Origin of the sequence: Duganella sp. Leaf61, assembly GCF_001421905.1 — a bacterium.
GTDB classification, from domain to species: domain Bacteria; phylum Pseudomonadota; class Gammaproteobacteria; order Burkholderiales; family Burkholderiaceae_D; genus Rugamonas; species Rugamonas zoogloeoides.
In genome coordinates this window covers 160,928-174,089 of the sequence record NZ_LMLM01000029.1, presented here as the reverse complement: position 1 = coordinate 174,089, position 13,162 = coordinate 160,928, and the positions used below count along the sequence as shown (strand labels likewise).

Genomic DNA, 13,162 nt, shown 5'->3' with positions numbered 1-13,162 from the left:
CATGACCACGCCACCACTGTCATTCTTCCTGCCCGCCTGGCGCAGGCTGCTGGCGTGGTTGGCGTTGCTGCTCTGGATGCCGGCACTGGCGCTGGCGCAAACACCGCTGCAACTCGATTCGGGCCGCGACGTGATCGACGCCTGGCCGGCGGTGACGGTAATGACAGATTCGAGTGGCGCCATCACGCCGGAACAGGCGCTGGCGCAGGCCAGCCGCTTTGCCGCGCCCACGTCCGCACATGCCACGCTTGGCGTGCACAAGGACGTGGTCTGGCTGCGCATTCCGGTGGCGGTGCCGGCGTACAGCAGCGGCCACTGGGTGCTCAGCATCGACTACGCGGTAGTCAACCGGGTGGACGTGTACGTGGCCACCAACGGCAACATCGAACGCCACATCGTCACCGGCAACTTGCAGCCGGTGGCCGAACACGCGCCGCGCGCGCGGGTGCCTGCCGCGCAGCTGCAACTGGCGCCAGGCGCCAGCCACGTACTGCTGCTGCGCGTGGAAAACATCGGCGCCATGATCCTGCCGGTGCGGCTGTCGCGCCCTGCCGCCTTCCATGCCGAGTCGCTCGACGAGCAGATGCTGCAAGGCCTGTTGCTGGGATTATGTGCATGCCTGCTGATTTACAGCCTGGCGCAATGGCAGAACCTGCGCGAACCGCTGTTCGGCAAATTCGCGCTGATGGTGGCCGGGCTGACGCTGTTTTCGGTGGAGTTTTTCGGCCTCGGCAACCAGTACCTGTGGCAGAACAGCGTGTGGATGAGCATCCACGCCGGCGGCTTGTTCGCGTTGGCCGCCAGTTGCGGCGCCTACCTGTTTGTCGAGCAGGTGCTGGCCCGGCCCGGCCAGGACCTGCTGTTCAGCCGCCTGATGAAAGGCGGCGCCGCGCTGTGCGTGGTAGCGGCCGTGGCTTATGCCACCGACCTGATCGACGTCGGCGCGCTGGTAGTTATCGTCAGCACGCTGGGCATTATGCCCATGCTGATCGGCCTGCCCGGCGCCTACCTGCGCGCGCGGCGCGGCGATGCGGTGGGCGTCTATCTGTTGCTGGGCTGGTCGGTCAGCTTCTCGACCTCGGTGGTATTGAGCCTGGTGATCAATGGCGCGCTGGCGGCCAATTTCTGGACCATGCATGCGCTGCAGTTCGGAAATATCTTCGACATGCTGCTGTTCATGCGCATCCTGGGCCTGCGCACGCGCGACATGGAACTGGCGATGCTGCGCGCGCAGGAAGCCACGCGCGCCAAGTCGGAATTCCTCGCCCACATGAGCCATGAAATCCGCACGCCGATGAACGCCATCATCGGCATGAGCCGGCTGGCCTTGACCACCGCGCCCGACCCCAGGCTGCGCAATTATCTCGACAAGATCCTCGGCGCCGGCGAACATCTGCTGGCGGTGCTCAACGACATCCTCGATTTTTCCCGCATCGAAGCGGGCAAGATGCGCCTCGAGCACGTGCCGTTCGACCTCGCCGACGTGCTGGAGCCACTGGCGCCGCTGGCGGCCACGGGGACCGCCATCTTGAGCACGCGGGTGCAAACCGGTGTGCCCACGCGCCTGGCCGGCGATCCGCTGCGCTTGCGCCAGGTGATGATCAACCTGGTCGGCAACGCATTCAAGTTCACCGAGCGCGGCGAAGTATCGGTGACGGTGGACCTGGTGGCGCGCGCCGCCGACAGCGTGGTGCTGCGCTTTACCGTCGCCGACACCGGCATCGGCATGAACCCGGACCAGGTACGGCGCCTGTTCCAGTCGTTCACCCAGGCCGACGACAGCATCGCCCGCAAATACGGCGGCACCGGCCTGGGCCTCAGCATCTGCAAGCAGCTGGTGCGGTTGATGGACGGCGACATTCAGGTCAGCAGCACACCCGGCGTGGGCAGCCGTTTCAGCTTCACGGTACGCCTGGGCATTGCCGGCGCGGCCACGATGGCAGCGGTTGCGGCGCCGACGTTCGACGCGGCAGCGCTGGCCGGCGCCCGCATCCTGCTGGTGGACGACAACGCCAACAACCGCGAAGTGGCGCACGACTTCATGACGGCCGCGCGCTTGCAGGTCGATGTCGCGTGCAACGGCCTGGAAGCGATCCGCATGGTGCAGGCGGTCGACTACGACCTGGTGCTGATGGATGTGCAGATGCCGGAACTCGACGGACTGGCCGCCACGCGCCGCCTGCGCTCCTTGTCGCGCTACGACAAGCTGCCGATCATCGCCATGACCGCGCACGCCCTGTCCGCCGACCGCGCGAAAAGCCTGGCCGCCGGCATGAACGACCATCTGACCAAGCCGATCGACCCGGACCAGCTGTTTGCAGCGCTGGCCAGATGGATTGCGCCGCAGGCCTTAGCGCAGCGCCGACCTTCAACGGAGCCGGTGAACGAGACAAACGTGAGCGCCGCGCCCGATGTCCCTTTGCCGCAAGCTCCAGGACTCGACTGGGACCGCGCCCTGCGTCTCGCAGGCGGCCAGCGCGCCAGCCTGGACCTGCGCATCCGCAGCTTTGTGCGCGAATATGCAGCCGCGCCCTCAATCATCCGCGCCGCCGCAGCGAGCGGCGACCACGCACCTTTACAGCGGCTGGCCCACGACCTGCAAGCCACCGCCCCTTACGTGGGCGCCGGCCCCGTAGCCGCCGCAGCGCAAGCGCTCGAACACGAACTGAAAGCCGGCCAGGCCGACACCGTCACCGACGTCGCCAACCAGTTAGCCGACGACCTGCAACAATTGGTCGCCACCCTCCAACAATAGCTTCGGCGGCAGTGCCGACATCCGGATACAGGCTCGGCAGCCATATGGCTGAGCTCCCGCCCAAATGTCGGCACCTGCCCCGAAGCTGTGTGAGGCCGATCAGGCGATGCGGCGGACCTGGAAGTTCTCCACTTTCTGACGCGACTGCGTAGTGCGGAAACCAAAGTAGCCACCGCCCGCCTGCGGGCCCGGAGCACTGAACCACTCGCGGTCGTCCACGTACAGGCGCGTGCCCTTGGCGTCTGCGACAATGCGGATGCGGTACGGCTGGTTGGCTTTCAACAGGTATTCCGGCGCCAGGTACTCTTGCAGCAGCTTGCGTTCGCCGGTGCCGTCGTAGGTGCGGAAGCGCGAGGTGGTGTTGGTGTTGCCGCCAATGCCGGCGTAGAACATCGGTACCTTGTCGTAGTCTTCCAGCTTGCCGGAACGGCTGAACGGATCGGCGCCCAGTTGCGCCTCCCAGAAGAAGTTCAGATCGGACAGGCGCTCGTGCGGTTTGCCCTCGGCCAGCACCGTGCGGGTAAAGCTGATTTCGTAGTGGCCGATCAGCTGCTTGCGCAGCCATACCGTCAGTCCGCGCTCGGCATCGAGTATCAACGCGCCTGACGACGCGAACGCCGCCTGCTCAGGCTTGCCGGCTTCCGCCTCCACCGCCCACGCACGCGGATCGAAGCGCTGGAAATTATCCGCCACCACCGTCTGGCCGATGGCGTCGAGCGCCACCATGCCCATCGCCCCCAAAGCCCACTGGGCGATGGCGTTGGTGGAGATGGCCGGCGCTTCCTCGATCTCGCGCAGCAACAGCGGTGGTTTGACGCGGCGCGATACCAGGTCCTTGTCCACCAGGCCCGCCTTGCCCTCGTAGAATTGCACCCAGGCGCGCTTGAGCAGTGCCGGATCCTGCCACTGCACGGCGGCGTAGCCGAGCAGGCGCGCGTGGCCCTGGCCCAGATTAAGCTTGCCGAGGCTCTGGCCCAGCTCTGCCTTCTGTTGCGCCTCGGTGGCGTTGTAAAGGCGGCAGTAGCGCAGCCAGGCGTCGCGGAACGCCGGTTGCGGCACGGTGCGTATCAATTCGCTGCAAATTTCCGGCAGGCCGAACACCGCGCTCAGGTGCGAGACGTTGATCTTGCGCTCCTTTTCGACGATGAAGGCGCCGGTGCGCAGGTTCATGGTGCCGCCGCCGGCCAGGAAGCCTTCCGGCTGGGCGGCAATGCTGGCCATCGACCGCAGCAGCTTGTCGCGGATCTCGGGCTGGCCGCTGCGCTCCCACGCGGTAAACCACGCGCCGGCAATGGCGCCCCAGTCGGTGCCGAACGACACGCTGGCATGGTTTTCCGGATCGATGGTCGGCGCCACCTGGCCGATCTTGCGGCCCGGGATCACCGTTTGCAGGCGGTTGACGGCATCGGTCTGCGCCGTCATCAGGTCGCCGATGCGTTCATCGGCGGTCAGGTAATACATGAAGCGGCGGTTGATCACGGTGGAGATGCGCAGCTGCTTGGCGCTATCGCCCCAGTGCTGCACATTGTGGCGCGATCCCAGCGGCGCGAACGGGCCGATATGGTGGACATCGACTTCGCCGGTGTGGCGCGTCATGGCTTCGGCCATGCGGAACACGTCGGCGCGGCCCGTGTGCAGGTAGTAGTGCCACAGCCAGATGTCGGTGCTCAGCTCCGAGTTGTCCCAGGCATAGCCGCCGACATCGTAACGCCACACGTGGCGCTGGTTGTCATACGTGTGCATCACGTCGCCGAAGTCCCAGAAGCCATACCACTTGCGGTCCTCGACCTGGTTGCGGTAAAAGTCGAAGCTCCACGCCAGCTGCTTTGCCAGCTTCGCTTGCGCGGCATTCGGTTGCGCCACCGCCGGGCTCCAGTAGTCGCTGAACACGCCCGCCTGGTAAATCCGTTCGGAACTGGCAACCAGCAGCGGCGGCGACTGGATGCGGCGGCTGATCGACACCAGGTCCTCGTTCGATGGCGTGGCTGCCAGCAGCTGCCATTGCAGCTCGCTGGTGCGGGCCACGCCCAGCGGCGTACCAAAGCCCTGTTCGTAGTCCTCGTAGGTGATGTCCAGCGCGTCGCGCTGCTTCTCGTGGGTGTCCTCGCCCATACCGTCATGGTAGAAGCGCAGGTCCATGGCGGGTGCGTTGGGCGCCCACAGCCACATGGTCACCGTCGCCTGTGCGGTTTCGGCGCCCTGGATGTCGATCTGGCCCGGATAGCTTTGCCAGAAATTGCGCACGCCGAAAGCCACGCCGCCATCGGGTGCGCCGACATACGCGGTACCGGAAGCGCGCGCGCCACTGGCCGCGTGAATCCAGCCGTGTCCCGCGCTGGTGCGCTTGCTGATCGAGAAGCCGTCCGAGTGCGATTGCAGCAGCGAGTAGCTGCCGAATGCCGGAATGTATTGCAGTCCCTTTTTGACCTGCGCGCCCATTTGCGCCAGCGGCACCGCGCGGCCATTGAGCTGCGCGTCATAGACGGCGGCGCCCGAGTCGCGGCGCAAGCCGGTCAGCCCTTTGACCGCTTCGGCAAACACGCCGCCGTTGTCACCCACGAAACGCACATGGCGGTCATACAGTTCGGCGGCCAGCGGTACGCCGAAGCGCAGGCCCACGCCACGAATGTAGGACTTGGCCGGATCGGCGTCGTACACCAGCGTGTGCACCAGGCGCACCGCGTCGGAATTCTTGTAAAAATACAGGCGCACCACGAACGGCAGCAAGGTGGCGCCGTCCGCATGGCGATGGCTGCCGTCGATGCGCACCACCACGCGCTGCGCGCCGTTCTGCTCCAGCGTCACCTTGTCGATGGCGCCGTCATAGGCGCGGCGGCTGGCGCCCCGGGTCTCGTCATCGAGCGCGCCATCGACCAGCAGCACCAGGCGGCCGTCGCGCAGCAGCTGCTTGCCGCTGCGTTTCATGGCCGTGACCAGCACCGCGCCCGACCGTGGCAGCGAGCATTGCAGCACGCCGGTATCGATCTCGATTGCACCAGCACTCTCTGTTGCCAGCGGCGCGCCGGGCTTGACCGCTTTGGCGGCGTCGCCGACCAGCGGATGCAGGCTGTAACCCGCTTGCGGCAGGCCGCCTTTGGCGTCCGGCGGCAGCGCATGCGCCGACCATTTGAGCGAGCCGTCCGGCCAGTAGGCCAGCGGCCACGATTGCACCGGTTGCCCGTCGCCACCGGCGCTGCGCAATTCAAAGCCGGCATCGCGCGGGATGCGGCCTTGCGGCCATGGCACGCCCCAGGTGGCGCCACCAAAGCTGGCGGGCTGGCCTTCAAGCCACTGCAACGGGGTTTCGCCCGGTTGCGGCAGCCCGGTGCGGCCGGCGCGATCGACCGTGGCCGGCGCGGTGGCGGCGACGGCGGTCGACGCCTGGGTGAGCGCCGCAGCGCCCCCGGTCAGCAACGATGCCAGTTTGATGAATTGACGACGCTCGAATGATGCACTCATGCCTGCCTGCTCCGTAACTGTTTACCTAGTATTTGTATGTCAGTGTCGCGCCAAACGTGCGCGCTTCACCCAGCCAGCCCCAGACCGTGCCGTAGTCGCCGGCGCCTGTGCGCTGGTAGTACCGCTTGTCGAAGGCATTGTTAATCCAGAGCGATGCGCTCCAGTCTCCTCGTTCCAGCTTACCACCGGTGCCGGCCGAAAACGAGGCCAGGCCATAACTACTCACCCGGGTGAGCGCCGAGTTATCGACGGTGCCGAACATGTCGCCACGATAGGCGTAGCGGGCGCTGACGAAATTATCGAGGCCTCCTTCGGTGCGCCAGCCGTAGCGTCTGGTTATCGCTCCAGGGCGGCGCGGCCCAGGTGGCGCGCCAGAATCGAGAACATCTGTTCGACGTCGATCGGCTTGCCGATAAAGTCGTCCATGCCGGCCGCGATGCACTGCTCGCGCTCGCTGGCCATCACGCCGGCCGTCGTGGCAATCACCGGCAGCGACAACCGCAGTTCTTCGCGGATGATGCGGGTGGCGGTAAAGCCGTCCATCACCGGCATTTGCACATCCATCAGCACCAGGTCGCAATCGAGGCGGCGCAGCTGCGTGACGGCGTCCTCGCCGTTCTCGGCCACCGCCACCCGCGCGCCGGCCTGTTCCAGCAGGCCGCGCGCCACCACCTGGTTGATCGGATTGTCTTCCACCAGCAGGATGCGTACGCCAGCGAGCGCCGGCTGGGCGTTATCGCCGGGTACGGGCGGCTCGCGGCCGTGGGCGCGCGCGGCCTGCACTGCCTCCAGCAGGCCCACCGCCGTCACCGGCTTGGCCAGGCAGGCGGCAATGCGGGCGTTGGCCATGTCTTCGGCAACCAGGTCGCGGCCGTAGGCGTTGAGCATGCAGATCAGCGGGGCCTTGATCTCGGGCTGGAGGGCGCACAGTTCGGCCATCTGCCAGTCCACCAGCACCGCATCGTACACGGCGCCATTGCGCAGCAGCGCAATCGCCGCCTGCGCGTTGGCGGCGACGTCGCAAGTCCAGCCCGCAGCGGCGATGGCCTGGGCGATGCAGTGGCGGCTGGTGGCGTTGTCGTCGGCCAGCAGCAGGTGCAGCGGGGCGACGGACTGCGCGGCATCGACGGTATCGATGGCTTCGCTGACGTCGAGCGGCACGGTGATGCGGAATTCGCTGCCATCGCCCGGCATGCTGTGTACGTTGATTTGCCCCTGCATCAGTTCGACCAGGCCCTTGGAAATGGTCAGCCCCAGCCCGGTACCGCCGAAGCGGCGCGTGGTGGACAGGTCGGCTTGCGTAAACGGTGAGAACAGCCGCGCCACCTGCTCTTCGTTCAAGCCGATGCCGGTGTCCTTGACCGCAAAGCGCAGCAGGCTGGCGCCGCCCGGCGCCGGCAGCCGCGATACCATCAGCGACACCTCGCCGCGCTCGGTAAACTTGATGGCGTTGCCGGCCAGGTTGACCAGCACCTGGTGCAGCCGCAGCGCGTCGCCGACCAGGGCGCGCGGCACGTCGGCATCGACACCGATGGCCAGTTCGAGATCCTTGTCGCCGGCGCTCACGCTCATGATGGTGGCCACCGCGTGCAGCACGTCGTCGAGGCGGAACGGCGCGTGGTGCAGCTCCACCTTACCGGCCTGCATCTTGGACAGGTCGAGGATGTCGTTGAGGATGCCGAGCAGCGACTGGCCCGAGGTGCGTATCATGTCCAGGTAGCGCGCCTGTTCCGGCGAGACGCCGGTGCGGCCCAGCAGGTGCGCCACCCCCAACACGGCGTTCATCGGCGTGCGCAGTTCGTGGCTCATGTTGGCGACAAAAACGTCCTTGGCGGCGTTGGCCGCCTGCGCTTCACGCATCGCCGATTCGAGCTGGCGGGTACGGTGTTCGATCAGGTTTTCCAGGTGATGGCGGTAGCGCAGCAGCTCCGACTCCACGCCGTGCAGGGTGTCGAGCGCCTGCGCTGCCTCGTGGAACGCAGCCGGCGGCACCTGCCCCTGGCGCGCCTTGCCGCCCAGCGCCATCGCCGCCGTGGTGAGCGAACGCACCGAGCGCTCGATGTTGCGCGCGAAGTGCCAGGCCACGCCGAAGCCGGCGGCGGTGACCACCGCCAGGAACGCCATGATCCAGGTAATCGATTCGAACACTGCGGCATACACCGCGCTGCGCGGCACGCCGATCACCACCGACCAGCCGCTTTGCAACGACCGGCTGTACATCGAATAGACGGGGATACCTTCGAGGGTGGTGGCCTCGATCGCGTCTTCCTGACGCAGCCGGAATTGCGACATCAAGGTGGGCGAGACTGGCCGGCCCACGTATTTTTCCGGATCGTGGGTGCGCGCCACCAGCACGCCATTGGCGTCGAAAATCCCGGTCACGCGGTCGGCCGGCAGCAGTTGTTCCCGCAGCACCTGGCCCAGGCGCTCGGGCACGAAGGCCACCGAGATCACGTACACCACCTTGCCATCACGGATCACCGGCGCGTGGATCGCCGCCAGCGGGCGTTTCAGCGCGCCGGCATAAAACAGATTGGAAATCAATGGCTTGCCGGTCTTGAATACCTGGGCGATGCGCGCCGCGCTGAACGGATCGGGATAGACTTCGCCATATGGGCGGGCGGTGTTGAGCAACTGGACCGAATCGCGGTCGTGCAGCACGAAGTTATAGCCGGGGAATGCCGGGCGCAGCACGTCGGTGGCCTGGCGGTAGAAGGCGGCGAAATCGCGGTTGTCGATGCTGGGCGAGTTGGCCAGCGCCAGGGCCACCGTGATGCCGGTATTGAGGTCGCGATCGACCGCCTGGATCAGGGCCCGGGCGGTGATCAGCGTATCTCGCTGGATGGTCTTGCGTTCGCGGACGATGAAGTTGTTGGTCAGCAGCGCAATGCCGAGAATGGCCGGCAAGGCGCAGGCCCAGACCAGGCTGTAGAGCTGGGAGCGTATGGTCGGCAACCTGGCCACGTACTTCTGTTCACCCTGGTGCGGCGCCATGAAAATCCTTCCTGCGGGCGTGCGTACATGCATTGCCGCAGGAAATGACTTTAGCACAGACTGGAGTTAGCTCCCTAATTGTGTTCCCAGGCGCAACACCGCAGCGATGTTGCGCGCCGAGGTACGCACGTTGTAGGCGGCGTCGGCCAGCGCCCGCTCCAGCGTGCACGGGCAATTGACCACGCTGAACACGGCATCGATGCCATGACCGTGGATGACGCCCGCGCCCGGTTCCAGGCTGCCGGCGATGCCGATCACCGGCTTGCCGTGGCGCTTGGCCACGCGCGCCACGCCGATCGGGGTTTTGCCGTGGATGGTCTGGCTGTCGATGCGCCCTTCCCCGGTCAGCACCAGGTCGGCGTCCGCCACGGCGGCGTCCAGGCCCACGGCGTCGGTCACGATCTCGCTGCCCGGGCGCAAGCTGCCGCCCAGGAAAACCAGCATGGCCGCACCGATGCCGCCGCCCGCGCCCGCGCCGGGCAGATCGGCCACATCGGCCAGGTTGCGGTCGAGGTCGCGGGCAATCACGGCTGCGTAGTGGCGCAGGTTGGTATCGAGCAGCGCCACCATGGCCGGCGTGGCGCCCTTTTGCGGGCCGAAGATGTGCGAAGCGCCCTGCGGCCCCACCAGCGGGTTGCTGACGTCGCACGCCACGTCGAACACGCAGTCCTTGATGCGGGCGTCGAGCCCGGACAGGTCGATCCGGGCCAGCGCGTCAAGGGCGCCGCCACCGGGCGCCAGGTCGCGCCCGGCCGCGTCGAGCAGCCGGCCGCCGAGCGCCTGCACCATGCCGGCGCCGCCGTCGTTGGTGGCGCTGCCGCCGATGCCGAGCACGAAGCGGCGCGCGCCGGCGTCCAGCGCGTCACGAATCAGCTCGCCCGTGCCGTAGCTGGTGGTGTGCAGCGGGTCGCGGCGGTTGGGCGGGACCAGTTCCAGGCCGCTGGCGGCAGCCATTTCAATTACGGCCGTCTGGCCGTCGCCCATGATGCCGTAGAAGGCGTCGACCGGCTCGCCCAGCGGGCCGCGCACCGACAGGTCCACGCGGCGGCCGCCGCTGGCGTCGATCATGGCTTGCACCGTGCCTTCGCCACCGTCGGCCACCGGCACCTTGACGTAAAGGGCGTCGGGGAAGATTTCGCGGAAGCCGGCTTCGATTTCATTGGCAATCGCCATCGCGCTCAAGCTTTCCTTGAACGAATCGGGAGCGATGACGAATTTCAGTTGCTTGTTCATGATGATTATCGATTCACTAACTTGGCCGGTACTCGCAGGACCAGCAGCGCGCCGAGCAGCATCACCGCCGACAAGACATACAGCGCGGCATCGGTGCTCTGGGTGGCATCCTTGATCCAGCCGACCAGGAACGGGCTGACGAAGCCGGCAATCTGGCCCAGCGAGTTGATCAGCGCCAGGCCGGCGGCGGCAGCGGCGCTGCCGAGGAAGGCGGCCGGCAGCGACCAGAACATCGACAGTGCGGCCAGTGCACCCATGGTAGCCATCGACAGGCCCACCATCACGACCAGCGGGTTGGTGGAAAAGTTGGCGGCCATCATCAGGCCGAACAGGCCCATCAGCATCGGCGCACTGACGTGCCAGCGGCGTTCGCGGTGCTTATCAGCCGAACGGCCGGCCCACACCATGAATACGGCAGCAAACAGGTAAGGAATGGCGCTGAGCCAGCCGACGGTCTGGGTGTCGTAACCGAGCGACTTGATGATCGATGGCAGCCAGAAGTTAATTGCGTACACGCCCATCTGGATGCTGAAATAAATCACGCCCAGCATCCACACGCTGCCGTTTTTCAGTACGTCGCCGATCGACTGGCCGACGGTGCTGGTCGCCTGGCGCTGCTTTTCGTCGTCGTCGAGCGCGGTCTGCATGGCGGCTTTTTCTTCGGTGCTCAGCCACTTGGCCTGGGCGATGCCGTCATTCAGGTAGAAGTACACGGCCACGCCCAGCAGCACGGTCGGCAGACCCTGCAGCAGGAACAGCCACTGCCAGCCGGCCATGCCGCCCTGGCCGGCCGAGAAGTGCGCCAGCATCCAGCCCGACAGCGGGCCGCCGATCAGGCCCGAAATCGGGATCGCCGACATGAACAGCGCCATCACCTGGCCGCGCTTTTGCGACGGGAACCAGTGGGTGAAGTACAGCACCATGCCCGGAAAGAAGCCGGCCTCGGCCACACCGGTGAAGAAGCGCAGCACGTAGAACGAGGTGGGCGTGGTGACGAACAACATGGCCGCCGACAAGGCGCCCCACATGATCATCATCACGGCGATCCAGCGCCGCGCGCCGAGTTTATGCAGGATCAGGTTGCTTGGCACGCCGCTGAGGACATAGCCGATGAAGAAAATGCCGGCGCCGAGGCCGTACACGGTATTGCTCAGGTTGAGCGCGTCCATCATCTCCAGCTTGGCGAAACCGACGTTGACGCGGTCCAGGTAGTTGAAGAAATAACAGACGAAGATAAACGGAATCAGATGCCATGTGGCTTTTTTGTAGGCGCCGTCGAGTACGGCACCGGCCGTGGCAGCGGTGGTGGTGGAATTGCCCATGCAGGTCTCCTAGATGTTGTAGTGTCATGACTGCTGACCGGCTGATTATCTGGAATCGCCTGAAAAAAATCATCGGCCGAATGCACGAGAATCGGTGGCTTGTGGTACAAAATACTGGGCATCTGCCCAAATATTTCCACGGGAAAACGACTTTTCAGCACAATCCGTCATTCCTTGGCACAATCACAGTCGAAGTCACCCACCCATGAACAGTTATCAATGACCATCTTGAACAGCGCGTTGGCGCAGGACATCGTCACCCGCACGATGAAAATCATCCCGTACAACGTGAACGTGATGGACGCCCACGGCAGCATCGTCGCCAGCGGCAATGCTGCCCGCATCGGCGAGTTGCACACGGGCGCGATGCTGGCCCTGGCCAAGCAGTTGCCGGTCGAGATAGATGCGGCCAGCGCCCGCAATATGCACGGCGCCCAGCCCGGCATCAACCTGCCTTTGAGCGTCAACGGCCAGCTGTGCGGCGCCATCGGCCTCTCGGGCGCACCGGACGACGTGCGCCAGTTTGGCGAACTGGTGCGGTTGACCGCCGAAATGATCCTGGAACAGGCGCAACTGACCGATGCCCTGCAACGCGACTCGCGCTACCGCGAAACCTTCGTGCTGCAACTGATCGCCAGCGATCCCGGCGCCCGGTCCGGGCTGGAATCGTGGGCGCGGCGCCTGGGCGTGGACTTCCGTCGTCCGCACGTGGTGATGTTGCTGGAACTCGACGACCGGGCGGCCGGCACGGTGGAAGCACTGAGCGAAATCCAGCGCCTGCAGTTGCGCCTGCTGGGCCGGCAGCCGTCGGCACTGACGGCGGCGGCCAGCTCGCACGAGCTGGTCATCCTCGATTTTCATGACAGCGTGGCCGCCACCGATGTTCCGGCCTGGGCCCAGCGCAAGCTTGAGGCGCTGGCGACATTGCTCGATGAAGAAGGCGCGCAAGCTCATGGACTGACGGTGGGGATCGCCCTGGCGGGCCTGGATAACGTGGCGATCTCGTACCAGAGCGCGCGCACGGCGGCGCGCATCGGCCGGGCCCGCGATGGCGGACGGCGACGCTACAGCTATTACGACCAGGCGTTGCCGGTGTTGTTATCGGGGCTCGATGCCGGTTGGCAGGCAGAGCAACTGCGCCAGCCGATGCTGCGCCTGCAGGCGCAGGACAAGAACAAGGAACTGTTGCAGCGCACGTTAGAAACCTGGTTCCGCCACGACAGCCACCTGGCGGCGACGGCGGAAGCGTTGCACATCCACCGCAATACACTCGACTACCGGCTGCGCCGCATCGGCGAAATTACCGGGCTCGATCTGTCGCGGCTGGAAGACCGCTTTTTGCTCTATGTTTCGCTGCTGCTGGCAGACGTCGGCTAACAGCCTGTTCCGGCCGGGAATG

Annotated in this window: 7 protein-coding genes; 2 read left to right on the top strand and 5 right to left on the bottom strand. The window is 65.9% G+C overall.

What is annotated here, in order from left to right:
* The first annotated feature begins 1 nt into the window (after position 1).
* A complete protein-coding gene (locus tag ASF04_RS18840; protein WP_056145098.1) occupies positions 2-2,755 on the top strand; it encodes a hybrid sensor histidine kinase/response regulator in 2,754 nt (917 codons plus the stop codon).
* A gap of 99 nt (positions 2,756-2,854) precedes the next feature.
* Here ASF04_RS18840 and ASF04_RS18835 read toward each other — a convergent pair whose 3' ends face one another.
* The 5 genes from ASF04_RS18835 to ASF04_RS18815 form a co-directional block, all read right to left on the bottom strand.
* On the bottom strand, positions 2,855-6,214 hold the full coding sequence (locus ASF04_RS18835; protein WP_200931116.1) for a DUF6250 domain-containing protein: 3,360 nt from the start codon (positions 6,212-6,214) through the stop codon (positions 2,855-2,857).
* Between the two features lie 25 nt (positions 6,215-6,239).
* Positions 6,240-6,476, bottom strand: a complete 237-nt coding sequence (locus tag ASF04_RS28810) for a TonB-dependent receptor (RefSeq protein ID WP_056145095.1) — start codon at positions 6,474-6,476, stop codon at positions 6,240-6,242.
* A gap of 74 nt (positions 6,477-6,550) precedes the next feature.
* Complete coding sequence (locus tag ASF04_RS18825; RefSeq protein WP_056145092.1) at positions 6,551-9,208, bottom strand: hybrid sensor histidine kinase/response regulator; 2,658 nt, start codon at positions 9,206-9,208, stop codon at positions 6,551-6,553.
* Between the two features lie 66 nt (positions 9,209-9,274).
* Positions 9,275-10,429 carry a glycerate kinase gene (locus tag ASF04_RS18820; protein ID WP_026637133.1) on the bottom strand — a complete coding sequence of 385 codons (1,155 nt, stop codon included), beginning with the start codon at positions 10,427-10,429 and terminating at the stop codon, positions 9,275-9,277.
* Between the two features lie 17 nt (positions 10,430-10,446).
* The gene (locus tag ASF04_RS18815) at positions 10,447-11,763 is read right to left on the bottom strand and encodes an MFS transporter (protein WP_056145089.1); all 1,317 of its coding nucleotides are present in this window, start codon (positions 11,761-11,763) and stop codon (positions 10,447-10,449) included.
* Between the two features lie 219 nt (positions 11,764-11,982).
* On the opposite strand from ASF04_RS18815, the gene ASF04_RS18810 reads away from it, so the two are divergent.
* Positions 11,983-13,140: a sugar diacid recognition domain-containing protein gene (locus tag ASF04_RS18810; protein WP_056145086.1), complete on the top strand. Its 1,158-nt coding sequence runs from the start codon at positions 11,983-11,985 to the stop codon at positions 13,138-13,140.
* Positions 13,141-13,162: the final 22 nt, after the last annotated feature.